Source organism: Palleronia pontilimi (genome assembly GCF_016412875.1).
GTDB classification, from domain to species: Bacteria; Pseudomonadota; Alphaproteobacteria; order Rhodobacterales; family Rhodobacteraceae; genus Palleronia; species Palleronia pontilimi.
The window spans coordinates 54,860-77,122 of sequence record NZ_JAEKPD010000007.1; the positions used below are offsets into that span (position 1 = coordinate 54,860).

A 22,263-nucleotide genomic window follows, 5' to 3' on the forward strand; every position below is an offset into this window, starting at 1 on the left:
ACACAAGGTCGACCCCGACCCGCGACGGACGGCGCGGTGATCCGGCCGGACACGTCCGTGCCGGCGCGTCGGCCGTCCCGGATCGCGCCCGTGACCGGAGCACGTCCTGATGGCGGGTCCCATCGTCATCATGGGCGCCACCTCTGGCATCGGTGCGGCTGCCATGAAGGAAGCCGTGACGCGGGGCCTGTCCGTGCGCGCCTTCGCCCGCAGTGCCGACAAGCTGGACGCGACGGATCTTGTCGAGCCCTTCGCCGGGGATGCGCGCGATCCCGATGACGTGGCGGCGGTCCTGTCGGGCGCCAGGGCCGTGATCTACGCGCTCGGGATCAACGAACGCCTGGCCATGCTGTGGGAAAAGGAAACGCTGTTCTCGGACAGCACGCGGGTGCTGCTGGAGGCGATGAAGACCAGCGGCACACGCCGCCTTGTCGCCGTCACCGGGTTCGGCGCAGGCCGGTCGCGCAGCGCCATGAGCAAGCTGGAAAGCCTGGGCCACAAGGCCATCCTGGGCAGGCCCTATGCCGACAAGGACCGGCAGGAAGAGCTGATCGTGCAAAGCGATCTGGACTGGACCATCGTGCGCCCGGTCATCCTGACCAACGGAGCGAAATCGGGGCGGATGAAGGTACTGCGCGACCCGTCGGACTGGCGCAACGGGCTGGTGTCGCGCGCCGACGTGGCGTCCTACCTGATCGACGCGGTCGAGGATGATCTCGACATTCGCGCGGACGTGGTCCTGTCCCGCTAGCGATCCTTCGGCGTCGCGTGTCCGCCAAGACCGGCCGCCGGGCTCACCATCCGGTGCCGTCCAGGGCCGATGCCGGGCGCGGGCGCATCTTGTCCAGCGCGTCCGCGTCGACCGCGATCCGCACGCCCAGCCTGCCGGTCTTGCCAAGCACCGGCGTCTTGCAGAGCATGAGTTCCACGGCTTCGATTTGCGCGTAGCTGGCACAAGCCTCGACGATGCGGGTGATCAGCCGTTCCTGGGTCTCGTAATGGCCGTCGCGTGCCAGGCCGTCGATGTCCTTGATCAACGGGTCATAGTCGAAGACACGGTCCATCCCGTCGGTGCCGATCAGCACCAGCGCCGGATCGATGGTCAGGACCAGGTCCAGGATATGCGCCGTCGGGACCACGTCGTGCACGCCGTAGGTCCCGATCCGGGTCGTGATCTGCAGATCCTTCAGTTCGATCGCGCTGCGCAGGGGCATGTCCTTGGATTGTCCTTTCACGGTCCGCCCGGACCAAGCGACGGGGCGCGCCTTCAGTTCCGCAGGTTCTGCATCGGGATCCTGAGCGTCGCGGAAAGCCCCGCGGGGGTCCAATCCCGGTGCCACGCCCCATCCATCTGGGACGTGACCGTCACGTCGATCAGGGTCGAGCCGAAGCCTTCGATCGGGGGCGTGGTGTCGCGTTCGTCCGGGCAAGTCTCGATCCATTTCAGCACCAGCGTTTCGGACGGCGCCGCGGGCGCGTCGATGTCCCAGCTGACCGAGAGCAATCCGCACTCGGTCGCAAGGGCGCCGTACTTGACCGCGTTCGTCGCCAGCTCGTGCAGAACCAGCGCCAGGCTCGACGCGGCCCTGGGGCTCAGATCGGTCAGCGGCCCGGTGATCTTCAGCGTCGCGTCGTGTCCCTGGTGGGGCGACAGGATCGCGCCGACCAGCGCGTCCAGCGTCGTCGCTTCCGCCGCATCCGGCGTGCCGACGATCGCGGGCCGGATCAGTTCGTGGGCGGTCGCCAGCGCGTGGACCCGTCCCCGAAGCACGGCCGCCATCGCCTGGGGCGTCTCGCTGCTTTTGGCCGTGAGCGCGATCATGCCGGCCGTGATGGCGAACAGGTTCTTGACCCGGTGGTTCAACTCCTGCGCCAGCAGGGCGTTCTGAAGCTCGACCTTGCGGCGGGCGGTCACGTCCCGCGCCATGCCGACCACCCGCACGGGCTGGTCCGCCTCGAACGACACGGCCCCGTCGATATGCAGCCAGCGGATGTCGCCGCTGTCCGGGTGCACGATCCTGAGCTCGATCTGCTGCTGTCCGTCACCGGCAGGGTCGAGCGCGGCCTTGCGCGCGGCCTCGTCGGCGGCGCGGTCGTCGGGGTGAACCCGTGTCCCCGCGACGGAAAACGGGTGGTCTTCATCGCGCTCGATCCACCACAGATCGTACATCGCCGCATCCCAATTGGCCGTGCCGGTGCGCGGATCGAAGTCGAACGTGCCAAGACGCCCCGCGCGCAGGGCAAGCCTCAGCCGCTCCTCGGCCTGCTGGATCGCCCGTTCCGCTTCCTTCCGCCGTTTCAGCTCGGCCCGCAAGGCGATCTCGCTTTCGACGCCGACGGCGATCGTTTCCAGCACCTGCCTTTCGTGATCGGTCCAGTCGCGCGGCTTGGTGTCGATCGCGCAGAACGATCCAAGGACATGGCCCCTGTCGCCGTGGACCGGCACCCCGAGATAGGCGATCACGTTCAGGTCCGGGATCGCGCCGCTGGTCTTCAGCAGCGGATCCAGGCGGGCATCGCGCACCACGAGCGGGGCATCCAGGCCCACCACGAACTTGCAGAACGAATGGCTGAGCGGCGTTTCCCGCGCGGCGGCATAGGGCTCTGGCAGGCCGGTCTGCGCCTTGAAGAACTGGCGATGCCCGTCCACCAGCGACAGCAGGCCCACCGGCGTTCCGAGCACGTGGGTGGCCAGCTCGACAGCCCGATCGAAGACGGCTTCGGGCGGGGAATCCAGCAATTGGCTGGCGGCAAGCGCCCGCAGCCGATCCTCCGAGGTGACGGCTTGCGCGTCCAGGTCGGACAGGTGCGAAAGGTCGGTGCGGCTGCTCATGGGGGGATACTGCGTCAATCGGACAGGGCGTGCAAATTACGAATACGATTAGGTCTTTTTCGGAAATGCCCGGCTTTCCCCGGGGCCGCTTCAGTCGTAGAAACGTCCGACCGGGGTGGGATCTGGACACGGGCTCGGATAGCCTTAATCGGATGGAACGTCAGCGCATGACCGTCGGACACAATTCAACCGGACGCAAGACGGGATCAGCCCCGCGCGCCCGCGTCCGTGCGCCTTTGCACATGGCCGCAGGGGGCACGGGGCCGGAACCGATCGGTGGCGCACCAAGGGGAGCGATCGAATGAAATTGCTGGTCAAGCCGTCCGGAACCCGCGGAAAGGTCCACCGGATCACGCCCGAAAGCGCCGAATGGGGCTATGTGGGCTTCACCCTTTACAGCCTGGCGCCCGGCGACACCGCGGCCGAAGCCACCGGCAACCGCGAGGCGATCCTGGTTCTGGTCGAGGGCCGCGCCGAAATCGTCGCGGGCGGCACCGCGCTGGGCGAGATGGGCCAGCGCATGACCCCGTTCGAGCGCACGCCACCCCACTGCCTCTACGTGCCCGGCGACAGCGATTGGAGCGCCACCGCGACCACAGATTGCACGCTGGCCGTCTGCACCGCGCCGTGGGACGCCGACAGTGGCCACGCCATGCGCCGCCTCGGGCCCGAGGGGATCGAGCTGACGCCGCGCGGCAAGGGGCAGAACCAGCGCTTCATCCACAGCATCGCCATGGAAGACCGCGACGTGGCGTCGTCGCTGCTGGTCTGCGAAGCATTCACGCCGCCGGGCAACTGGTCGTCCTATCCCAGCCACCGTCACGACGAGAACGATTTTCCCCGCATGACCTACCTGGAAGAAACCTATTACCACCGTCTCGACCCCGCCCAGGGCTTCGGGATGCAGCGCGTCTATACCGAGGACGGCGCGCTGGACGAGATGATGGCCGTCAAGGACGGCGACGTGGTGCTCGTGCCGCGCGGCCACCATCCCTGCGCCGCGCCCTATGGCTACGAGATGTATTACCTGAACGTCATGGCGGGCCCGCTGCGCAAATGGCGGTTCCAACCCGATCCCGACCACGCCTGGATCATGGAACGCGACGGCTGATCCAGCGGACCGGCGGGCTGGGACCATCCGCGATCCGCCCTAGATGCAGGCTTCAGGGTGACAGGAGACGGACATGGCAGGCGCGCTTGACGGGATAAAGGTTCTGGATCTCACCCGGGTGCTGGCGGGTCCGACCTGCACGCAGCTTCTGGGCGACATGGGCGCCGAGGTCTGGAAGATCGAGAACCCCAAGACCGGCGGCGACGACACCCGCCATTGGGGGCCGGTCAGCGTCAAGGACGAACACGGCGCCGAGACGGACCTGTCGGGCTATTTCCTGTCCGCCAACCGCAACAAGTACTCGGTCCTCGTCGATCTTTCGACCGGTGACGGCCAGGCCGCGATCCGCGCCATGGCGGCCGAGGCGGACGTCCTGGTGGAAAATTTCAAACCCGGCGGCATGGCGAAATTCGGTCTGGACGCGCCCGCCTTGCTGAAGCTCAACCCGGGGCTGATCTATTGCTCTATCTCGGGCTACGGGCAGACCGGGCCCAACGCGGACCGGCCCGGCTACGACCTGATGGCGCAGGCCTATGGCGGGATCATGTCGCTGACCGGCGAGCCCGACCGCCAGCCCGTGAAGGTGGGCGTGGCCGTGGCCGACGTGATCTGCGGGCTCTACGCGTCGAACGGCATCCTCGCCGCGCTGCGCCACCGCGACCGCACGGGGCAGGGGCAGCATATCGACATCGGGCTTGTGGACTCGCAGCTCGCCTGGCTCATCAACGTGGGCACCACCTACCTGGAAACCGAAACCGAGCCCGAGCGCCACGGCAACGCCCATCCCGCCATCGTGCCCTACCAGCTGTTCGACGCCGCCGACGGGCACGTGGTGGTCGCGGTGGGCAACGACGCGCAATTCGTGCGGTTCTGCGACTTCCTGGGCCTGGCCGACCTGGCACAAGACGACCGCTTCGCCACCAACCGCGCCCGCACCCGCAACCGCGACGCGCTGATGGACGTGCTGATCCCCGCCCTCGCGAAACGCCCGGTGGCCGAGATCGTCGCCGGTCTCGAAGCGCGCTCGGTCACCGCGTCGGCGGTGCAGACGGTGGGCCAGGCGCTGAACAGCGAGCAGGCGAAGGCCCGCGACATGGTGATCGAGATGGCCAAACCCGGCACGGCGAAAGGCGCCGTGCGCCTGCTGGGCAACCCCCTGAAATTCAGCGCCACACCCGTCCGCTACGACCGCGCCCCGCCGCATCTGGGCGAGGACACCGAAGAAATCCTGTCGCGCTTCCGCGACACCTGAAGACCGTGATCCGGGCGATTGCGGAACTTTCCCCGAAGCTCTGCGCAATGCCCATGGTGGAGATTGCGCCGGGTGTCATCGCTGGCCGTATCGGATATGTAGGTAGAATAGCGATGGTCCAAATCAGCAGGGGATGGACATGGCGCTTGGACTGAGTGGCCGCTGCCTTTGCGGCACGATCAGCTACGATACCGGCAGCCAACCGCTTTGGGTAACGGTCTGCTATTGCGCGTTCTGTCAACGTGCAACTGGTTCGGACCGAATGATTGAACCCATATTCGAACGCGCGGACTTTGCGTTTACCCAAGGCAGTCCGTCTGTGTTCAAACTCACGTCCAAAGGCAGTGGGAAGGAAGTTCAAGTTCACTTCTGTCCGGCATGCGGGACCAAACTCGCCCTGACGTTCGAGCGCTGGCCCGACAGACTGGGCCTCTATATCGGCACACTCGATGATCCGGCGGCTATCGAGATCACGCCTGAGAACAGCAAACACATCTTTGTTTCAGAAGCGCGCCCAGGAACGATCCTTCCGGCCGACGCCAAGACGTTTGCCCGCCATGCCGCCCAGATCGACGGTACTCCAATCGAACCAAGCGTTCATGCAGCACCATATCTGGTCGAGCGATAGTTTGACTTGGGGCTAAACCCAACTGCCCGCTTCACCCCGCAAAAAACGGCATGCGGCGCACCTGTCCCGGCTGTCCGCCAACCTTCCACCGCGCGCCGTCTTACTCGGCGGTGTAGAGCCCCTCGTAGATCGGGCCCAGCGTTTCGGGGTCGAACAGCGAGCTGACCGACGTGCCGTGCCAGATGTTCAGGATCGCCTGCGCGAACATGGGCGCGGTGGGCACGATGCGGATGTTTGGGCAGGCTTTGACGGCCTCGGTCGGCTCGATGCTATCGGAAATCACCAGCGATTTCATGACCGAATTGGTCACCCGCTCGACCGCCGGGCCGGACAGCACGCCGTGGGTGATATAGGCATGCGCTTCCTTCGCGCCCGCCGCGATCAGCGTCTCGGCCGCCTTGCACAGGGTGCCCGCGGTGTCCACGATATCGTCGACCACGATGCAGGTCTTGCCGGTCACGTCACCGATCACCGTCATCTCGGCCACTTCGCCGTGCCGTTCGCGCCGCTTGTCGACGATGGCCAGCGGGGCGCCGATCCGCTTGGCCAGTTCGCGCGCGCGCGCCACGCCGCCCACGTCGGGCGAGATGACCATCACGTCGTCCATCTGGTCCTTGAACGCGTGGGCGATATCCAGCGCGAAGACCGGGCTGGCGTAAAGGTTGTCCACCGGGATGTCGAAGAAGCCCTGGATCTGGGCCGCGTGCAGGTCCATGGTCAGCACCCGCTCGATGCCCGCCTCGACGATCATGTTGGCCACCAGCTTGGCGGTGATGGGCGTGCGGGCCTTGGTGCGCCGGTCCTGGCGCGCGTAGCCGAAATAGGGGATCACGGCGGTGATCCGCGCCGCCGACGACCGGCGCAGCGCGTCCGACATGATGAGCAATTCCATCAGGTTGTCGTTCGCGGGGTTGGACGTGGGCTGGATGATGAACATGTCCTCGCCGCGCACGTTCTCGTAGACCTCGACGAAGATCTCGGCGTCGTTGAACCGCTCGACCCGCGTATCCACCAGCCCGATATTCAGGCCCCGGTGCATGGACATCCGCCGGGAAATCGCCTTCGCCAGGGTTCGGTTCGCATTGCCGGAAATCAGTTTCGGCTCGGTGGTCGTCGGCATGGGCAGCGGTTCCTTGGGCGGCGCGATTCGCGGAATTGACACCGCCTATCACGGGCCTAGGCTCTCGCAAACCTGACCGGACAGAGAGGTGCCGCAGTGGCGCATATCGATTACTATTTCGCGACCATCTCGCCCTTCACCTACCTGGCGGGCACGCGGCTCGAGCAGATCGCCGACGCCCACGGGGCGACGATCACCTACAAGCCGCTCGACATCATGGGGCTTTTCGCCCGCACCGGGGGCGTGCCGCCGAAGGACCGTCACCCCAATCGGCAGGCATATCGACTGCAGGATCTGCGGCGGACGGCCGATATGTCCGGTATGCCGCTGAACATCAAGCCGATGTTCTGGCCCACCAACCCCGCGCCATCGTCCTACGCGATCATCGCGGCGCAGAACGCGGGCGGCGGCGACCTGGCCGCGCTGGTGCACGGCTTCGCGCGCGCCTGCTGGGCCGAGGACAAGAACGTCGCCGAGGACGACGTGATCCGCGCGGGTCTGGAGGCTGCGGGGTTCGACCCGGCCCTGGCCGATAGCGGCCTGCTCAGCGGCGCGGACACCTACGCGCGCAACCTGGAAGACGCGGTGATGGCCGGGGCCTTCGGTGCGCCCTTCTACATCACCGACGACGACCAGCGGTTCTGGGGGCAGGATCGGCTGGACCAGCTGGACTGGCACCTGGGCCGCGCGTGACGCGCGAGCTCCGGGCAGGCTTTCCGACGGCGCACGCCCGGTACGGATCCGGCGCGCGCAAGGCCTTGTTCCTGCACTGCTCGCTGGCCTCGCACCGCGCCTGGATGCCGGTCATCAAGCTTCTGCACGACGACCTGGACATGACCGCCTTCGATCTGCCCGGACACGGACGCAGCGGCGACTGGACCGAGGACGACGGCGATATCCACGGGCTGTCGGCGCGGATCGCGGCCAGCTTCTGCGACGGACCGACCGATATCGTCGGCCATTCCTTCGGGGCCGCGGTGGGGTTGCGCCTGGCCGTCGAGCGCCCGGACCTGGTGCGCCGCATGGTCCTGGTCGAGCCGGTGTTCTTCGCCGCCGCGCGCGGCACCGGGGCCCACGCGCGGCATCGCGAGCAGTTCGAACCCGTCACCGACGCGCTGGCGCGCGGCGACCGCGAGCAGGCGACGCGCGTGTTTTCCAACATGTGGGGCGGCGCGCGGGATTTCGACGATCTGCCGACCGCCCAGCGAAGGGCGATGATCGACCGGATCCACCTGATCGCCGCAAGTTCGCCCGGGATCGAGGGCGACAGCGGTGATCTCATGGCCGACGGACGGCTGGCGGCGACCCATGTGCCGACCTTGCTGGTGTCGGGCACCGGATCGGCGCCGATCATCCACGCGATCCATGACAGCCTGCGGACGCGGATGCCGCAAGCCGCCACGCAGCGGATCGACGGGGCCGGGCACATGGCGCCGCTGACCCACCCGGAAACCGTGGCCGACCTGATCCGCGCCCACCTGCTGGATTGATCGAAAAGGGATAGGTCGGGGGCCGTTCACCCGCCCCTCACCGGCGCAAAGGTTCGAAGAAGGAAAGCCCTAGCCCGCCAGGATGTCCAGGAAGCGGTCGGTATCCGTGTCGCTGGCCGACCAGTCGCAGACCAGGCGCGCGCGCACCATCTGGGCGCCGTCGCCGTCGAGCGTGTCCATGGAATAGAACTGCGCGCCCGCATCCTTCAGCGCCACGTGGGCGGCGCGCGGAAAGCTGCAATAGACGATATTCGCGTGGCTGGGGTGATCGAGCCGCACGTGATCGATCTTCGCCAGCCCGTCGCGCAGCCGCGCGCAGGCCGCGTTGGCCGCCCGCGCCATGTCCAGCCACAGATCGTCCTGCAGATAGGCCAGCATCTGCGCGCTCAGGTAGCGGTGCTTGGAAAACAGGTGCCCCGAGCGCTTGCGCCGCAGCTCGAACTCCCACGCATGGGCGGGGTTGAAGAAGATCGCCGCCTCGACCCCCAGCAGCCCGTTCTTGGTGCCCCCGAAGCTGACCGCGTCCACGCCCGCGCGCCAGGTCATGTCGGCGGGGCTGTGATTGCCCACGACCAGCGCATTGGCGAAGCGCGCGCCGTCCAGATGCACCGGCAGCCCGTAATCCTTGGCGACCCCGCAGAGCGCCTGGATCTGGTCCAGGCCATAGACCGTGCCCCGCTCGGTCACCGTGGTCAGCGACACCGGCCCGCGCTGCACGCCGTGCACCACGCCCTGATCCGTGCGCGCGATCCGGTCGCGCAGCGCCCCGGGCACCATCATCGCGTCGGGCGCGTCCACCAGCGCCAGTTTCGCGCCGCCGGTGAAGAACTCGGGCGCGCCGCATTCGTCTTCCTCGATATGCGCGACCTCGGAGCAGTAGATCGCCTGCCATGGCTGGCCCAGCGTCGCCAGGATCAGCGCGTTGCAGGCCGACCCGGTCGCGACCAGGTACACCGCCGCGTCGGGGGCCTCGAACAGCGCGCGCAGCCGGTCGCGCACCCGGTCCATCTGCTCTTCGACACCGTAGGGCATGGCGTAGCCGTCATTGGCGTCCATCAGCGCCTGCATCACCTGTGGATGCGCGGGGCCGGTGTTGTCGCTGGCGAAATGCATCAGACGGGCTCCTCGATGATGTGGTCTTCCCAGTCCTCTTCGGGCACGTCGAATTCTGGCACGGTCAGGCCCTGCGCCGACACGCCCGCGTCGTGGACGGATTGCGGATCGCCCGACAGCAGCGGGTGCCACGGATAGAGCGGCTTGCCCTCGTGCAGCAGGCGATAGGCGCAGGTGCGCGGCATCCAGTAGGCCGAGTCGGGCAGCGATTTCGGCGTCAGCACCACGCATTCGGGCACGAATTGCTTGCGGATCTCGTAATTCGCGCAGCGGCAGGTGGCGTCGTCGAACAGCCGACAGGCGACGCGCGTCAACTCCACCTGGCCGGTCTCTTCGTCTTCCAGCTTGTTCAGGCAGCACTTGCCGCAGCCGTCGCAGAGCGCTTCCCACTCGGCGTTGGACAGCTCGTCCAGCGGGTAACGCTCCCAGAAGCGGGGGCGGCCCACATCGCGCTGGATCGGATCGCTCATGCCAGCGCCGCCCGCGCCCGCGCGCTGTCGCGATCCATCTGCGCGATCAGCGCCTCGAGCCCGTCGAACGTCTCTTCGCCCCGCAGATAGGCCACAAGGCCCACGGACAGGTGGCGGCCGTAAAGATCGCCGTCGAAGTCGAACAGGAAGGTTTCCAGGTTGGGGACGTTCTCGCCGAACATGGGCCGCACGCCCAGCGACGCGACCCCGCCATAGCTGCCCTTGTGCGGTCCGTCCTGAACCTCGACCGTCACCGCGTAGACGCCGAAGCGCGGCGGATGCAGCCCGTCGATGGCCATGTTGGCGGTGGGATAGCCCAGCGTGCGGCCGCGTTTCTCGCCGTGCAGGACCGGCCCTTCGATCCGGTGCAGGTGTCCCAGAAGCTGGGCCGCCAGCGCCGGGTCGCCATCGCTCAGGGCCTGGCGGATGCGGGTCGACGAGACCTGCGTGCCGTCCGTTTCCATCAGGTTGGCGATCGTCACTTCGAACCCCAGCGCGTCGCCCAGTTCGCTCAGCATCGCGGCATCGCCCGCGCGATCGTGGCCGAAGCGGAAATCCGATCCGGTGACCACATGCGCCAGGCCCAGCTTGTCCGACAGGATCTGTTGCGCGAATTCGCGGGGCGAAAGCTGCGTCAGGGCGGTGTTGAAGGGCACCTCGAACAGCAGATCGACGCCCAGCTTTTCCAGCCGATGGGCCCGCGCCTCGGCGTTCATCAGGCGGAAGGGCGGGGCGTCCGGGGCGAAGACCTGGCGCGGATGCGGCTCGAACGTCACGACGCCAAGGGGGGCGTCGGGCCGACGGGCGATGTCCAGGACATGCTGGTGGCCCAGATGCACGCCGTCGAAATTGCCCAAGGCGGCACTGGCGCCACGGGCGTTATCGGGCAGCTTGGAAATGTCGGTGAAGCGGCGCATGGCCTCCGCGATACCGGGGCCGCGGGGGCCGTGCAAGTGCCCTCAGGCCGCGCGGGACGGGGCCAGCACAAGCGCATCGCCGCGCAGCACCAGCGTGTCGTCCACCAGGCAGCGGGTGGCCAGCCGGACGCGGTTGCGCTTAGGGTCGATCTCGAGCACCTCGACCTCGGCCCGGACGGTATCGCCGGGGCGCACCGGGGCCAGGAAGGCCATGTTCTGGCGCAGATAGACCGTGCCGTGGCCCGGCAACTGCTCGCCCACCACGGCCGAGATCAGCGCGGCCGTCAGCATCCCGTGGGCGATGCGGCCTTTGAAGATCGTGCCGCCTGCGTAGTCGTCGTCCAGGTGCACCGGGTTGCGGTCGGTCGAGACTTCGGCGAACAGCGCGATGTCGCGATCGGTGATCTTCTTTTCCAGCGCGCGCATCTGGCCCACCGACATGTCCTCGATGAAAATCGTGCTTATGGTCGTGTGGTCCAGCATGTCACTCTCCATCCCCTGAAATCTCGCCGCGCAATCAAAGTTCGTTTTGCGGCTTCCCCGTGCAATATAATTACCCTGGCGTTGCAGAAAGGCAAGGGCATTGCCGCCAAATGACGTAGCGATCCTGGCTGAAAAGGGTGAACCGATGCTGAATCAGCGCAATTTGCCAACGGAGAAAGGCGGATCCATCTGCTGATCGGCCAGGTAAGCCGTCAGCGCGTCCGGCTCGGGCTGCCGGTCGGTCCGCGTCTCTTCCGCGGCCAGACCGCCGGTAACGAACAGCACGTCGAAGCCTTCCAGCATCCCGCCCTTCACATCCGTCAGGATGCCGTCACCGATCGCCAGGATGCGGTCGTCGGGCACCGGGTCGCCGAACTCGGCCATGCGACGGCGCGCCAGGTCATAGACCGGCGGGTGCGGCTTGCCGAAGGACAGGACGCTGCCGCCCATCTGTTCGTAAAGCTGCGCCACCGCGCCCGCGCAATATTCGCGGGTGTCGCCCCGGTCGACCACGATATCGGGATTGGCGTTCAGCATGGTCAGGCCGCGCGTCTTGGCGTCCAGCAATTGCGGGCGCAGCACCTCGGGCGGCTGGTGGGAATCGAACGGGCCGGTGATGACGACGCCCTCGGCCCGGTCCAGCGCGACGCGCTCGATCTTCACGGGATCCTCGACCAGGTGCAGCGGCTCGAAGAACACGTCATCGCGATCCTCGCCGATGAAATACACCTTCGAGCCCACGGCCCCGCGGAACATCGCCTCGCGCGCGGCGTCGCCCGAGGTGGCGATGGTGTCCCAGGCGTCGTCGGGCACGCCCAGCCGGTCGATCTGCGCGGCCACCGCCGCGCGCGGGCGCGGCGCGTTGGTCAGCAGCACGACCGTGCCGCCCTTGGCGCGGAACGCCTGCAACGCCGCCACGGCCTCGGGCAGGGCGCGCACGCCGTCATGCACGCAGCCCCACAGATCGCACAGCAGCGCGTCGTAGCTTTCCGAGATCTCGGCCAGCGAGTCGATGATTTGCGTCATTCCAGGGGCTCCCGCAGAGGTTCCGTCCCCCTGTGACACGCCCCGCGCCATAAGAAAAGGCGCGCCACCGTGCCCCCGGCGCGCGCCTTTGCCCATCTTTGTTCTCTCAAATATCCCGGCGCAGCGCCTGAAGCCCGCGCGCCGGCTGCCTTAGAGCGTCAGGTTCGGCAGGATCTGCTTCTTGCGCGACACGATGCCCGGAAGCACCACGTGGTCCGCATCGCCGCAGACGGTGGCGAAGCTCTTGTTGGCCATCTTGCGCACCAGGTCGTTGGGCAGGATCAGCGTCGATTCCTCGTTCAGGATGTCGACGATGAAGAGCAGCACCTGGTCGACGCCGTCCTCTTTCGCCACCTTGTCCATGGCCGCGATCAGGCTGTCCTTGCGCGCCAGAACCTGCTCGGGCGTGGTCGTCTCGAGCACGCTGACGCGGAACGTCTTGCCGCCCGTCTCGTATTCCTTGCTGTCCATGCGCAGCAGTTCCTCGTCCGAGAACGCCGACACGTCGGACTTGGCCGCGAACATCTCGGACGCGAAGCCGTCCACCTGCACGCCCAGGTCGGCCGCCAGGCTTTCGCCGAGCTTCTGGTCCACATCCGTCGTGGTGGGTGACCGGAAGGCCAGCGTGTCCGACAGGATGCAGGCCAGCATCACGCCCTTCGCCCAGTCGGGCATCGTTTCCACGTCGTCGCCCATCAGCTGGTGGATGATCGTCGCGGTGCAGGCCAGCGGCTTGATCGTGATGTTGATCGGCCCCTTAGTGGCCAGTCCCGCCACCAGCCGGTGGTGGTCGATGATGCGGCGGATATCGGCGTTCAGGATGTTCTTGGGCAACTCGGCGGGATTGTTCGTGTCCACGATGATGACGCGCTGGCCGTCCTCCACGTCGTCGATGATGCGGGGCTTCGGCAGGTCGTATTTCTTCAAGAGCCAGGCGGCTTCGGTGTTGGGCTCGCCGAGCAGAACCGCCTCGGCGGTCTGGCCAAGCACTTCGTTCAGGTACCACGCCCACAGGATCGCCGATCCGGTGGTGTCGGTGTCGGGCGCCTTGTGGCCGAAAACCAGCGTGCTCATGTCCATGTCCCTCGCAAAAATCTTCAGAATCGGCGCGTGTATAGGCCCAGCCACGGGCATTGTCACCGCCCCGCGCGGCGATGGACGATTCACAGGCGGCACCGGGCGCGCTAAGACGGATCCATGACCGCGCGCGAGACCGATCTCTACCCGCCGCTCAAGGCGTTCCTGCAGGACCAGGGCTATGTCGTCAAAGGGGAAGTGGGCGCGGTCGACCTGATGGCCGTGCGCGGCGACGAGCCGCCGCTGCTGGTCGAGATGAAGCTGACATTCTCGCTGTCGCTGGTCCACCAGGGGATCGACCGGCAGGGGGTCAGCGACTGGGTCTACCTGGCGGTGCCGTGGAAGAAGGGCGGCGTCACCAAGCCGCAGAAGCGGCTCTGCCGCAGGCTGGGTCTGGGGCTGATCACGGTGCGCGGCGACCTGGTGACGGTGCATTGCGATCCCGCGCCCTACGCGCCGAAAGCGTTTCCGAAGCGCGCGGGACGGCTCTTGCGGGAATTCGCGCGGCTCGAGGGCGATCCGAACGTGGGCGGCGGCACGCGGCAGGGCTTGATGACCGCCTATCGCCAGGACGCGCTGCGCTGTGCCCAGCACCTGGCCCGGCACGGCCAGTGCCGCGGCGCCGCGGTCGCCAAGGCCACCGGCGTCGAGACGGCGACGCGGCTGATGCGCGACAATCACTACGGCTGGTTCGACCGGATTGGCACAGGTCTGTACGATCTGTCCCCGAATGGCAGAAATGCCGTATTGTTGACCGAAACCTAGTCTAAAACCCCCGGTAAATTGCACAAACCGGGTAAAGCGCGTGAGTCTCGAAGATATCATCTACAGCCTGATCGGCGAAAACCTGGTCCTGCTGGTCATCGCCGCGCTGATCGTCGCCGCCATCCTCAAGGGCGTGAAGATCGTCCCGCAAAGCCAGAAATTCGTCATCGAACGCTTCGGCCGCCTGCGCAGCGTTCTGGGCCCCGGCATCAACCTGATCGTTCCCTTCCTGGACCGCGTGGCGCACAAGATCAGCATTCTCGAACGCCAGCTGCCCAACGCCGAGCAGGACGCCATCACCGCCGACAACGTGTTGGTCAAGGTCGAGACCAGCGTCTTCTACCGCATCACCGAGCCGGAAAAGACCGTCTATCGCATCCGCGACGTGGACGGGGCCATCGCGACGACCGTGGCGGGCATCGTGCGCTCCGAGATCGGCAAGATCGAGCTGGACCAGGTGCAGTCCAACCGGTCCGAGCTGATCGGCAAGGTGCGCGAACAGGTGGAAATGATGGTCGACGACTGGGGCATCGAGGTGACGCGCGCCGAGGTGCTGGACGTCAACCTGGACGAAGCCACCCGCGCCGCCATGCTGCAACAGCTCAACGCCGAGCGCGCCCGCCGCGCCGCCGTGACCGAGGCCGAGGGGCGCAAGCGCGCCGTGGAACTGAGCGCCGATGCCGATCTCTACGCCGCCGAACAGGAAGCCAAGGCCCGCCGCGTGTCCGCCGATGCCGAGGCCTACGCCACCCAGGTCGTCGCCGCGGCCATCGCCGAAAACGGGCTGGAAGCCGCGCAATACCAGGTCGCGCTGAAACAGGTCGAAGCGCTGACCGCGCTGGGCCAGGGGACCGGCAAGCAGACCATCGTGGTGCCCGCCCAGGCGCTGGAAGCCTTCGGCGACGCGTTCAAGCTGCTCAAGGGCCGCGGCTGATGGGCTGGGGCACTTGGTGGGCCTGGGTCGTCGGCGCGGGTGTCTTCGGCCTGCTGGAGCTGATCGTGCCCACCTATATCCTGCTGGGCTTTTCCATCGGCGCGCTGGCCGTCGCGGCGGGGCTGTGGCTGGGCTGGCTCGGCGGATCGCTGCCGCTTTTGCTGGTGGTCTTCGCCATCGCGTCGCTGGCCGCATGGATCGTGCTGCGCACGGCGCTGGGCGTCCGCAAGGGTCAGGTGAAACGCTGGGATACCGATATCAACGACTAGCGCCGCGGCGCGCTTAGCCGCAACACGCGTCACCCGCCTGGATCGGCGGGCAGGGAAACGTGCCGTAGGAGCAGAAGACGCAGCAATCCCCTTCGAGCGGTCGCAGAACCACCCCGCATCCTGGGCATTCAAAGAACCACTGGCACGCATCCGTGGGCATGGTTGCGGCTTCGGCGTGCCCGCAGTGGGGGCAGGTCAGGGTCGATGTCAGGACGATGTCCGGGTCTTGCTGCGCCAATGGGCATACCCCGTGAGTGCGATGAAGATGAAAAGGACCGGCAGCAGGACCGCGTCGGTATAGACCACCCCGATCACGCCCGACAGGCCGATGGCCGACAGGACGATGGGCAGGATCGGCGTGAAACAGCACAGCGCCGCGATCAGCGTGCCGCCGATCCCGATCGCCCGAAGCCTGTTGGTCATCGCGTCTTACCTCTCCGTCCCGGTCCGCCGTTCGAATGCCAAGCTACGGCGCCCGTTCGACACATCATTGGACAATGCAGCCCGTCCGGATGTCCAGACACGAACGCGGGATGGCCGGGTCTGCGCGCCCGTGTCGGCGGCCTCGCGGGCATTCGCCGAGACGGCATCGGATCCGGTTGACAGCCCTGCGGCGCTCGCCTATCTGCACCCCTGTTAGCACTCGCACGATTGAGTGCTAACACCTGATTGCAATGAACCCAAAGGAGCGTTCAGAGATGGCATTTACCCCCCTGCATGACCGCGTGCTGGTCCGCCGTGTCGAATCCGACGAAAAGACCAAGGGTGGCCTGATCATCCCCGACAGCGCCAAGGAAAAGCCCGCCGAAGGCGAAGTCGTTTCCTGCGGCGAAGGCGCCCGCAAGGATTCGGGCGAGCTGATCGACATGGCCGTGAAGGCCGGCGACAAGGTTCTGTTCGGCAAATGGTCGGGCACCGAGGTCACGATCGACGGTGAAGAACTGCTGATCATGAAGGAATCCGACATCCTGGGCATCATCGCCTGAGGTTTCGACCCTTCCACTTCCACAATTCAGACAATTCCAAGGAGGAGCCACCATGGCTGCCAAGGACGTCAAATTCGACACAGCCGCCCGCGACAAGATGCTCAAGGGCGTGAACACGTTGGCCAATGCGGTCAAAGTCACCCTGGGCCCCAAGGGCCGCAACGTCGTCATCGAGAAATCGTTCGGCTCGCCCCGCATCACCAAGGACGGTGTTTCGGTCGCCAAAGAGATCGAGCTTGAGGACAAGTTCGAAAACATGGGCGCGCAGATGGTGAAGGAAGTCGCTTCCCGCACCAACGACGAAGCCGGCGACGGCACCACCACCGCCACCGTGCTGGCCCAGGCCATCATCAAGGAAGGCCTGAAATCGGTCGCCGCGGGCATGAACCCGATGGACCTGAAGCGCGGCATCGATCTCGCCACCACGAAGGTCGTCGAGCACATCAAGTCGGCCGCCCGCACCGTCGAGAACTCGGACGAAGTCGCACAGGTCGGCACCATCTCGGCCAACGGCGAAGCCGAAATCGGCCGCCAGATCGCCGACGCGATGCAGAAGGTCGGCAACGAGGGTGTCATCACCGTCGAAGAGAACAAGGGCCTCGAGACCGAGACCGACGTGGTCGAGGGCATGCAGTTCGACCGCGGTTACCTGTCGCCCTACTTCGTGACCAACCCCGACAAGATGATCGCAGACCTCGAAGACTGCATGATCCTGTTGCACGAGAAGAAGCTGTCGTCGCTGCAGTCGATGGTTCCGCTGCTCGAGTCGGTGATCCAGTCGCAAAAGCCGCTGCTGATCATCGCCGAGGACGTGGAAGGCGAAGCGCTGGCGACCCTGGTCGTCAACAAGCTGCGCGGCGGTCTGAAGATCGCGGCCGTCAAGGCGCCGGGCTTCGGCGATCGCCGCAAGGCGATGCTGCAGGACATCGCGATCCTGACCGGTGGCCAGGTCATCAGCGAAGACCTGGGCATGAAGCTGGAAAACGTCACCATGGACATGCTTGGCAACGCCAAGAAGGTGTCGATCACCAAGGACGAGACGACCATCGTCGACGGTGCCGGTGAGAAGTCCGAGATCGAAGCGCGCGTCAGCCAGATCCGCACCCAGATCGAAGAGACCACCAGCGACTACGACCGCGAGAAGCTGCAAGAACGCGTGGCCAAGCTGGCCGGCGGTGTTGCCGTGATCCGCGTCGGCGGCATGACCGAAGTGGAAGTGAAAGAGCGCAAGGATCGCGTGGACGACGCCCTGAACGCGACCCGCGCGGCCGTGCAGGAAGGTGTGGTCGTCGGTGGCGGTGTCGCCCTGATCCAGGGTGCCAAGGCGCTGGACGGCCTGACGGGCGAGAACAGCGACCAGAACGTCGGCATCAGCATCGTGCGCAAGGCGCTCGAGGCGCCGCTGCGCCAGATCGCCGAGAACTCGGGCATGGACGGATCGGTCGTCGCGGGCAAGATCCGCGAATCGAACGACCTGAAGTTCGGCTTCAACGCCCAGACCGAAGAGTACGGTGACATGTTCGCCTTCGGCGTCATCGACCCGGCCAAGGTGGTGCGGACGGCTCTGCAGGACGCGGCCTCGATCGCCGGTCTGCTGATCACGACCGAAGCCATGATCGCCGACAAGCCGTCCAAGGACGGCGGCTCCGGTGGCGGCATGCCCGACATGGGCGGCATGGGCGGCATGATGTAAGTCGCGATTTTTCGACGAAAAATCGGGTCTGCAGGTGCAGATCGGGGGGCTCTGAGGTTCGGGGCCCCCTTTTTCTTGCGGGCGTCGCTTTGTAGGTATTTCCGGACAGGTGAAATAGGGGACACGCCATGGTCGCGATCGAGGCGCCAACGGATCACGATTGGGCGGCCATCGAGGGGCTGCTCTGCGTGGCCTTCGGTCAGCAGGACGAGTCGGACCTGGTCGCGGCGCTGCGGCGGGACCGCGCCATCGCCCGCGAGCGGATTGCCGTCATGGACGCCCGGATCGTGGGATACGCGGCCCTGTCGGCCATGCGCGCGCCCGCGGGCTGGCTGTGCCTGGCCCCCGTGGCCGTCCAGCCCGAGCGGCAGGGGGGCGGCATCGGCTCGGCGCTGGTGCGTACGCTCCTGGCCGGGGCCGAGGGGCCGGTGGTGGTGCTGGGCGATCCCGAATTCTACGGGCGGCTGGGCTTCTCGGCGGGTGCCGCGCGCAATCTCGTCTCGCCCTACCCGCTGTCGCACACCCTTCTGGCCGGTCTCGACGGGGCCCCCGCGGACCGGCTGATCTATCCCGCGGCCTTCGGCTAGGGCGATATTTTCGGCGCGGGCCTGTCCAAACCGGCCGGGACGTCATATCTGCCCGACATGAAGATCCTCGTCCTGATCCTGTCGATCCTGTTTCCTGCCGCGGCCCCCGCGCAAGAGGGCGATTGCGTGGTCCTGCTGCACGGCCTTGCCCGCAGTTCGGTGTCGATGGAGATCATGGCCGAGGCCCTGCAGCTCAACGGCTTCGGGACCGTCAATGCCGACTACCCGTCCACCGAGGGCACCATCGAAGAGCTGGTCGAGGCCATCGTGCCAAAGGCCGTGGCGGCCTGCGGCGACCGGCGCGTGCATTTCGTCACGCATTCCATGGGCGGCATCCTGGTGCGAGCCTGGCTCGAGGAAAACCGCCCCGAGCACATGGGCCGCGTCGTGATGCTGGGACCGCCCAACAAGGGGTCTGAACTGGTGGACGCGTTCGGCGATCTCGGGCCCTTCGAGTGGCTGAACGGCCCCGCCGGGCTGCAGCTGGGCACCGGGCCCGACAGCGTGCCCAATCGCCTTGGCCTGCCGCGCTTCGAGCTGGGCGTCATCGCCGGCGACCGGTCGCTGAACCCGGTCTATTCGTCGCTGATCGACGGGCCGGATGACGGCAAGGTGTCCGTCGATTCCACCAAGATCGCGGGCATGGACGACCACATCGTCCTTCCGGTCACGCATACCTTCATGATGCTGAGCCCGATGGTGATCGTCCAGGTCGTGCGGTTCCTGCGCACCGGCTCGTTCGACCACACCGCCGGGTAGGATCCCGTCGCGTCAGCCCACGCGGCGGTTGACGTGGCCCATCTTGCGGCCCGGGCGCGGTTCGGACTTTCCGTAAAGATGCAAGGCGGCGGTCGGGTCGCGCAGGATCGCGTCCAGCCGGTCGGCATAGTCGCCCACCAGGTTCTCCATCACGATGTCGCCGAAGCGCGCGCCATCGCCCAGGGGCAGCCCGGCGACCGCGCGGATGTGCTGTTCGAACTGGTCGATTGTGGCGCCGTTCTGGGTCCAGTGGCCCGAATTATGGACCCGCGGGGCGATTTCGTTGACCAGCAATCCACGGGGCGTGACGAAAAGCTCGATCCCCATGACGCCCACGTAGTCCAGTGCGGTCAGGATGCGGCTGGCCAGCAGCACCGCGTCGGTGGCCAGTCCGTGCGGGATCTGCGCGGGCAGGGTGGTGGTGTGCAGGATGCCGTCCCGGTGCACGTTCTCGCCCGGGTCGTAGCAGGCCACCGCACCGTCGAGCCCGCGCGCGGCGATGACCGAGATCTCGCGCTCGAAGGCGACGAAGCCTTCCAGGATGGCGGGCGCGCCCTGCATCGCGTCGAAGGCGGCGCCGGATTGCGATGCGTCGTCGATCCGTACCTGGCCCTTGCCGTCATAGCCGAAACGGCGGGTCTTCAGGATGGCGGGGGTGCCCAGGTCGGCCAGCGCCGCGTCCAGCGCGGCGCGGTCGGGGATATCGGCGAAGGGGGCGGGGGTCAGGCCCAGGTCTGCCAGCCACCGCTTTTCGGTCAGCCGGTCCTGCGAGATGCGCAGCGCGTCGCGGCCCGGCCGGATCGGGCGGTGGCGTTCCAGGATGTCCAGCGCGGCGGTGGGGATGTTTTCGAATTCGAACGTGATGACGTCGCAGGATTGCGCGAACTGCTCGAGCGCGCCCGCGTCGTCATACGCGGCCTTCAGGTGGTAATTGGCGACATGCGAGGCGGGGCAGTCGCCCGCGGGATCGAAGATGCAGGTCTTGTAGCCCAGGCGTGCGGCGGCCATGGACAGCATCCGGCCAAGCTGCCCGCCGCCCAATATGCCGATCGTGGCGCCCGGGGCCAGCGGCTCAGTCATCGCGGGGCCCTTCGGGGATCGACGCCGACAGCGCCGCGCGCCAGGCATCGAGCCGGGCGGCCAGCGCGTCGTCGTGGATGGCCAGGATCGCCGCGGCCATCAGGCCCGCATTGGCCGCGCCCGCGGCGCCGATGGCCATGGTGGCGACCGGGTAACCCCTGGGCATCTGGACGATGGAGTATAGGCTGTCCACGCCCGACAGCGCCTTGGTCTGGACCGGGACGCCGATCACCGGCAGGCGGGTCTTCGACGCCATCATGCCGGGCAGGTGTGCCGCGCCGCCCGCGCCCGCGATGATGACCTTCAGCCCGCGCGCGACGGCGGTCCTGCCGTAGTCCCAGAGCCGGTCCGGGGTGCGGTGGGCCGACACGATCCGCGATTCGTAGGCGATGCCGAGCTCGTCCAGAAGGTGCGCGGCCTCGCGCAGGGTCGGCCAGTCGGACTGGCTGCCCATGATGATGCCGATATCTGTCGTCATGGCGCGCGCTCCGGTGGCCTTGGATTTCGCGGATGGGTGCGGTCGGAGCGGGGGCCAGCCCCCGCACCCCCGAGGTATTTCAGGAAAGATGAAGGGGCAAGGGGGCGCGGGCGCCCGCTCAGGCGATGATGTCGGGGGTCAGGCGATCCTCGAGCGCGGCGATCCGGTCCTTCAGCGCCAGCTTGCGGCGCTTCAGCCGTTGCAGCGTCAGCATGTCCGCGGTGCCGCGATCCTGCAGCGCGCGCACGGCATCGTCGAGGTCGCGATGCTCGGCGCGCAGAACCGCCAGCTCGACGCGCAGGACCTCGTCGCTGTCCATCTTGCGGTCCATGCCGCGGGCCTTCGTCGGGGGTGTGCCGTCCATGGGCGAAGCTTGCGCGATTTTGGGCAGCGCTGGCAAGCACCCCTTGTGGAGAGGTGGGCCTGTTCCCATATATCTGCTCAAAGGACAGTTGCCGCATCAGGGACTGTCCGATCCGCACGATCGCTTGAGATGAAGGACGTGTCATGACGAAAATGGCTTTGGGTGCCCACCCTTTCCTGCTGGGCTTCGACGAGCTCGAACGGCTGGTGGAGCGGACCGCGAAATCCGACGCGGGCGGCTATCCCCCCTACAACATCGAACAGGTCAGCGACCGCGCCTACCGCATCACGCTGGCGGTCGCGGGATTTGCCGAAGACGACCTGTCGATCACCGAGGAAAATCGCCAGCTGGTGGTGCGCGGACGCCAGTCCGACGACAGCGACACGCGCGTGTTCCTGCACCGCGGCATCGCGTCACGCCAGTTCCAAAGGACCTTCGTCATGGCTGACGGAGTTGAGGTGACAGGGGCGAGCCTTGAAAACGGCCTGCTCCACCTGGACCTGGAAAGCGCGCCGCCCGACAGCGTGGTGCGCACGATCCGGATCACCGGCGGACAGAAAGAGGAGGGTAAGAAATGAGTGAGACCCCGAAAATCGAACTGCACGACGCGCTGATCGATGCGCGGATCGTCTATGTCCGCTCGGTCGACCTGGCCGAACTGCCGGATGAAGTGCGCCAGCAGGCGGGCGAGGTGAAGCAGCTTTACGCCGTGCACAATTCGGACGGCGATCGCCTGGCGCTTGTCACCGATCGCAAGCTGGCCTTCGTGGTGGCGCGGCAGAACGACATGGCACCCGTCAGCGTCCACTGAGCCGCGCCCACGGCAGA

Annotated in this window: 29 protein-coding genes; 15 read left to right on the forward strand and 14 right to left on the reverse strand. The window is 66.9% G+C overall.

The annotated features are described in order from the left end of the window. The first annotated feature begins 109 nt into the window (after positions 1-109). The gene (locus tag ILP92_RS07390) at positions 110-751 is read left to right on the forward strand and encodes an NAD(P)-dependent oxidoreductase (RefSeq protein ID WP_198915743.1); all 642 of its coding nucleotides are present in this window, start codon (positions 110-112) and stop codon (positions 749-751) included. Positions 752-794: 43 nt separating this feature from the next. Here ILP92_RS07390 and ILP92_RS07395 read toward each other — a convergent pair whose 3' ends face one another. Both ILP92_RS07395 and ILP92_RS07400 read right to left on the reverse strand, forming a co-directional pair. Then, the gene (locus tag ILP92_RS07395; protein WP_198915744.1) at positions 795-1,214 is read right to left on the reverse strand and encodes a dihydroneopterin aldolase; all 420 of its coding nucleotides are present in this window, start codon (positions 1,212-1,214) and stop codon (positions 795-797) included. Positions 1,215-1,267: 53 nt separating this feature from the next. Next, a complete protein-coding gene (locus tag ILP92_RS07400) occupies positions 1,268-2,833 on the reverse strand; it encodes an HWE histidine kinase domain-containing protein (protein ID WP_198915745.1) in 1,566 nt (521 codons plus the stop codon). A gap of 301 nt (positions 2,834-3,134) precedes the next feature. Here ILP92_RS07400 and iolB point away from each other — a divergent pair, with 301 nt between their 5' ends. From iolB to ILP92_RS07415, 3 genes are all read left to right on the forward strand, one after another. Continuing rightward, positions 3,135-3,944, forward strand: a complete 810-nt coding sequence (gene iolB / locus ILP92_RS07405; RefSeq protein WP_198915746.1) for a 5-deoxy-glucuronate isomerase — start codon at positions 3,135-3,137, stop codon at positions 3,942-3,944. Between the two features lie 73 nt (positions 3,945-4,017). Beyond that, positions 4,018-5,196, forward strand: a complete 1,179-nt coding sequence (locus ILP92_RS07410) for a CaiB/BaiF CoA transferase family protein (protein ID WP_198915747.1) — start codon at positions 4,018-4,020, stop codon at positions 5,194-5,196. Between the two features lie 139 nt (positions 5,197-5,335). Then, complete coding sequence (locus tag ILP92_RS07415; RefSeq protein ID WP_198915748.1) at positions 5,336-5,824, forward strand: GFA family protein; 489 nt, start codon at positions 5,336-5,338, stop codon at positions 5,822-5,824. A 100-nt stretch (positions 5,825-5,924) separates the two neighbouring features. On the opposite strand, the gene ILP92_RS07420 is transcribed toward ILP92_RS07415, so the two are convergent. Further along, entirely contained in the window at positions 5,925-6,944 is a 1,020-nt protein-coding gene (locus ILP92_RS07420) for a ribose-phosphate pyrophosphokinase (RefSeq protein ID WP_198915749.1), read from the reverse strand. Positions 6,945-7,040: 96 nt separating this feature from the next. On the opposite strand from ILP92_RS07420, the gene ILP92_RS07425 reads away from it, so the two are divergent. Together ILP92_RS07425 and ILP92_RS07430 are read left to right on the forward strand one after the other, a co-directional pair. Beyond that, complete coding sequence (locus ILP92_RS07425; protein WP_198915750.1) at positions 7,041-7,637, forward strand: 2-hydroxychromene-2-carboxylate isomerase; 597 nt, start codon at positions 7,041-7,043, stop codon at positions 7,635-7,637. Further along, positions 7,634-8,434: an alpha/beta fold hydrolase gene (locus ILP92_RS07430; protein ID WP_198915751.1), complete on the forward strand. Its 801-nt coding sequence runs from the start codon at positions 7,634-7,636 to the stop codon at positions 8,432-8,434. Before ILP92_RS07425 ends, ILP92_RS07430 begins: the two co-directional genes overlap by 4 nt. 69 nt (positions 8,435-8,503) lie before the next feature. On the opposite strand, the gene ILP92_RS07435 is transcribed toward ILP92_RS07430, so the two are convergent. The 6 genes from ILP92_RS07435 to ILP92_RS07460 form a co-directional block, all read right to left on the reverse strand. Continuing rightward, a complete protein-coding gene (locus ILP92_RS07435; RefSeq protein WP_198915752.1) occupies positions 8,504-9,547 on the reverse strand; it encodes a threonine aldolase family protein in 1,044 nt (347 codons plus the stop codon). Continuing rightward, the gene (locus tag ILP92_RS07440; RefSeq protein WP_198915753.1) at positions 9,547-10,017 is read right to left on the reverse strand and encodes a YcgN family cysteine cluster protein; all 471 of its coding nucleotides are present in this window, start codon (positions 10,015-10,017) and stop codon (positions 9,547-9,549) included. Before ILP92_RS07440 ends, ILP92_RS07435 begins: the two co-directional genes overlap by 1 nt. Next, positions 10,014-10,934 (reverse strand): bifunctional riboflavin kinase/FAD synthetase, encoded by a 921-nt coding sequence (locus ILP92_RS07445; RefSeq protein WP_198915754.1) that lies wholly within the window; start codon positions 10,932-10,934, stop codon positions 10,014-10,016. The genes ILP92_RS07440 and ILP92_RS07445 overlap by 4 nt, the downstream gene beginning before the upstream one ends. 42 nt (positions 10,935-10,976) lie before the next feature. Next, positions 10,977-11,417, reverse strand: a complete 441-nt coding sequence (locus ILP92_RS07450) for a MaoC family dehydratase (protein ID WP_198915755.1) — start codon at positions 11,415-11,417, stop codon at positions 10,977-10,979. Between the two features lie 153 nt (positions 11,418-11,570). Next, complete coding sequence (locus ILP92_RS07455; RefSeq protein ID WP_198915756.1) at positions 11,571-12,443, reverse strand: TIGR01459 family HAD-type hydrolase; 873 nt, start codon at positions 12,441-12,443, stop codon at positions 11,571-11,573. Positions 12,444-12,593: 150 nt separating this feature from the next. Then, positions 12,594-13,517: a manganese-dependent inorganic pyrophosphatase gene (locus tag ILP92_RS07460; protein WP_198915757.1), complete on the reverse strand. Its 924-nt coding sequence runs from the start codon at positions 13,515-13,517 to the stop codon at positions 12,594-12,596. 123 nt (positions 13,518-13,640) lie between these two features. Between ILP92_RS07460 and ILP92_RS07465 the strand changes: the two genes are divergently transcribed. Genes ILP92_RS07465 through ILP92_RS07475 form a run of 3 tightly spaced genes read left to right on the forward strand, consistent with a single transcriptional unit; the run spans position 13,641 to position 15,488 of the window. Next, positions 13,641-14,285, forward strand: a complete 645-nt coding sequence (locus tag ILP92_RS07465; RefSeq protein WP_198915758.1) for a DUF2161 domain-containing phosphodiesterase — start codon at positions 13,641-13,643, stop codon at positions 14,283-14,285. Between the two features lie 40 nt (positions 14,286-14,325). Further along, a complete protein-coding gene (locus ILP92_RS07470) occupies positions 14,326-15,219 on the forward strand; it encodes an SPFH domain-containing protein (RefSeq protein ID WP_198915759.1) in 894 nt (297 codons plus the stop codon). Beyond that, a complete protein-coding gene (locus ILP92_RS07475) occupies positions 15,219-15,488 on the forward strand; it encodes an NfeD family protein (protein ID WP_198915760.1) in 270 nt (89 codons plus the stop codon). The genes ILP92_RS07470 and ILP92_RS07475 overlap by 1 nt, the downstream gene beginning before the upstream one ends. Before the next feature lie 13 nt (positions 15,489-15,501). Here the strand turns inward: ILP92_RS07475 and ILP92_RS18460 are convergent, their stop codons facing one another. Further along, positions 15,502-15,726: a GDCCVxC domain-containing (seleno)protein gene (locus tag ILP92_RS18460; protein ID WP_235971219.1), complete on the reverse strand. Its 225-nt coding sequence runs from the start codon at positions 15,724-15,726 to the stop codon at positions 15,502-15,504. Then, positions 15,696-15,911, reverse strand: a complete 216-nt coding sequence (gene merF, locus ILP92_RS07480; protein WP_198915761.1) for a mercury resistance system transport protein MerF — start codon at positions 15,909-15,911, stop codon at positions 15,696-15,698. The genes ILP92_RS18460 and merF overlap by 31 nt, the downstream gene beginning before the upstream one ends. A 275-nt stretch (positions 15,912-16,186) precedes the next feature. On the opposite strand from merF, the gene ILP92_RS07485 reads away from it, so the two are divergent. The 4 genes from ILP92_RS07485 to ILP92_RS07500 all read left to right on the forward strand — a co-directional run bounded on the left by ILP92_RS07485 (position 16,187) and on the right by ILP92_RS07500 (position 19,513). Beyond that, positions 16,187-16,474: a co-chaperone GroES gene (locus tag ILP92_RS07485; protein ID WP_198915762.1), complete on the forward strand. Its 288-nt coding sequence runs from the start codon at positions 16,187-16,189 to the stop codon at positions 16,472-16,474. Between the two features lie 52 nt (positions 16,475-16,526). Then, entirely contained in the window at positions 16,527-18,167 is a 1,641-nt protein-coding gene (groL, locus tag ILP92_RS07490; protein ID WP_198915763.1) for a chaperonin GroEL, read from the forward strand. Between the two features lie 128 nt (positions 18,168-18,295). Further along, positions 18,296-18,754, forward strand: a complete 459-nt coding sequence (locus tag ILP92_RS07495) for a GNAT family N-acetyltransferase (protein WP_198915764.1) — start codon at positions 18,296-18,298, stop codon at positions 18,752-18,754. Between the two features lie 57 nt (positions 18,755-18,811). Continuing rightward, on the forward strand, positions 18,812-19,513 hold the full coding sequence (locus ILP92_RS07500; protein ID WP_198915765.1) for an esterase/lipase family protein: 702 nt from the start codon (positions 18,812-18,814) through the stop codon (positions 19,511-19,513). 12 nt (positions 19,514-19,525) lie between these two features. Here ILP92_RS07500 and ILP92_RS07505 read toward each other — a convergent pair whose 3' ends face one another. The 3 genes from ILP92_RS07505 to ILP92_RS07515 form a co-directional block, all read right to left on the reverse strand. After that, a complete protein-coding gene (locus ILP92_RS07505) occupies positions 19,526-20,593 on the reverse strand; it encodes a 5-(carboxyamino)imidazole ribonucleotide synthase (RefSeq protein WP_198915766.1) in 1,068 nt (355 codons plus the stop codon). After that, complete coding sequence (purE, locus tag ILP92_RS07510) at positions 20,586-21,071, reverse strand: 5-(carboxyamino)imidazole ribonucleotide mutase (RefSeq protein WP_198915767.1); 486 nt, start codon at positions 21,069-21,071, stop codon at positions 20,586-20,588. Before purE ends, ILP92_RS07505 begins: the two co-directional genes overlap by 8 nt. Positions 21,072-21,189: 118 nt before the next feature. Continuing rightward, complete coding sequence (locus ILP92_RS07515; RefSeq protein ID WP_235971221.1) at positions 21,190-21,435, reverse strand: YdcH family protein; 246 nt, start codon at positions 21,433-21,435, stop codon at positions 21,190-21,192. Between the two features lie 143 nt (positions 21,436-21,578). Between ILP92_RS07515 and ILP92_RS07520 the strand changes: the two genes are divergently transcribed. Together ILP92_RS07520 and ILP92_RS07525 are read left to right on the forward strand one after the other, a co-directional pair. Beyond that, the gene (locus ILP92_RS07520) at positions 21,579-22,013 is read left to right on the forward strand and encodes an Hsp20 family protein (RefSeq protein WP_198915768.1); all 435 of its coding nucleotides are present in this window, start codon (positions 21,579-21,581) and stop codon (positions 22,011-22,013) included. Continuing rightward, positions 22,010-22,246 carry a DUF1150 family protein gene (locus tag ILP92_RS07525; protein WP_198915769.1) on the forward strand — a complete coding sequence of 79 codons (237 nt, stop codon included), beginning with the start codon at positions 22,010-22,012 and terminating at the stop codon, positions 22,244-22,246. The genes ILP92_RS07520 and ILP92_RS07525 overlap by 4 nt, the downstream gene beginning before the upstream one ends. The last annotated feature ends 17 nt before the right edge of the window (positions 22,247-22,263 follow it).

Coding starts and splice junctions, on each gene's coding strand:
- ILP92_RS07485 (WP_198915762.1), top strand. CDS start 16,187: ATGGCATTTACCCCCCTGCATGACCGCGTGCTGGTCCGCCGTGTCGAA.
- ILP92_RS07455 (WP_198915756.1), bottom strand. CDS start 12,443: ATGACGCAAATCATCGACTCGCTGGCCGAGATCTCGGAAAGCTACGAC.
- merF (WP_198915761.1), bottom strand. CDS start 15,911: ATGACCAACAGGCTTCGGGCGATCGGGATCGGCGGCACGCTGATCGCG.
- groL (WP_198915763.1), top strand. CDS start 16,527: ATGGCTGCCAAGGACGTCAAATTCGACACAGCCGCCCGCGACAAGATG.
- ILP92_RS07395 (WP_198915744.1), bottom strand. CDS start 1,214: ATGCCCCTGCGCAGCGCGATCGAACTGAAGGATCTGCAGATCACGACC.
- ILP92_RS07445 (WP_198915754.1), bottom strand. CDS start 10,934: ATGCGCCGCTTCACCGACATTTCCAAGCTGCCCGATAACGCCCGTGGC.
- iolB (WP_198915746.1), top strand. CDS start 3,135: ATGAAATTGCTGGTCAAGCCGTCCGGAACCCGCGGAAAGGTCCACCGG.
- ILP92_RS07515 (WP_235971221.1), bottom strand. CDS start 21,435: ATGGACGGCACACCCCCGACGAAGGCCCGCGGCATGGACCGCAAGATG.
- ILP92_RS07415 (WP_198915748.1), top strand. CDS start 5,336: ATGGCGCTTGGACTGAGTGGCCGCTGCCTTTGCGGCACGATCAGCTAC.
- ILP92_RS07460 (WP_198915757.1), bottom strand. CDS start 13,517: ATGAGCACGCTGGTTTTCGGCCACAAGGCGCCCGACACCGACACCACC.
- ILP92_RS07525 (WP_198915769.1), top strand. CDS start 22,010: ATGAGTGAGACCCCGAAAATCGAACTGCACGACGCGCTGATCGATGCG.
- ILP92_RS07450 (WP_198915755.1), bottom strand. CDS start 11,417: ATGCTGGACCACACGACCATAAGCACGATTTTCATCGAGGACATGTCG.
- ILP92_RS07435 (WP_198915752.1), bottom strand. CDS start 9,547: ATGCATTTCGCCAGCGACAACACCGGCCCCGCGCATCCACAGGTGATG.
- ILP92_RS07400 (WP_198915745.1), bottom strand. CDS start 2,833: ATGAGCAGCCGCACCGACCTTTCGCACCTGTCCGACCTGGACGCGCAA.
- ILP92_RS07465 (WP_198915758.1), top strand. CDS start 13,641: ATGACCGCGCGCGAGACCGATCTCTACCCGCCGCTCAAGGCGTTCCTG.
- ILP92_RS07420 (WP_198915749.1), bottom strand. CDS start 6,944: ATGCCGACGACCACCGAGCCGAAACTGATTTCCGGCAATGCGAACCGA.
- ILP92_RS07410 (WP_198915747.1), top strand. CDS start 4,018: ATGGCAGGCGCGCTTGACGGGATAAAGGTTCTGGATCTCACCCGGGTG.
- ILP92_RS07390 (WP_198915743.1), top strand. CDS start 110: ATGGCGGGTCCCATCGTCATCATGGGCGCCACCTCTGGCATCGGTGCG.
- ILP92_RS07495 (WP_198915764.1), top strand. CDS start 18,296: ATGGTCGCGATCGAGGCGCCAACGGATCACGATTGGGCGGCCATCGAG.
- purE (WP_198915767.1), bottom strand. CDS start 21,071: ATGACGACAGATATCGGCATCATCATGGGCAGCCAGTCCGACTGGCCG.
- ILP92_RS07505 (WP_198915766.1), bottom strand. CDS start 20,593: ATGACTGAGCCGCTGGCCCCGGGCGCCACGATCGGCATATTGGGCGGC.
- ILP92_RS07520 (WP_198915768.1), top strand. CDS start 21,579: ATGACGAAAATGGCTTTGGGTGCCCACCCTTTCCTGCTGGGCTTCGAC.
- ILP92_RS07440 (WP_198915753.1), bottom strand. CDS start 10,017: ATGAGCGATCCGATCCAGCGCGATGTGGGCCGCCCCCGCTTCTGGGAG.
- ILP92_RS07475 (WP_198915760.1), top strand. CDS start 15,219: ATGGGCTGGGGCACTTGGTGGGCCTGGGTCGTCGGCGCGGGTGTCTTC.
- ILP92_RS07500 (WP_198915765.1), top strand. CDS start 18,812: ATGAAGATCCTCGTCCTGATCCTGTCGATCCTGTTTCCTGCCGCGGCC.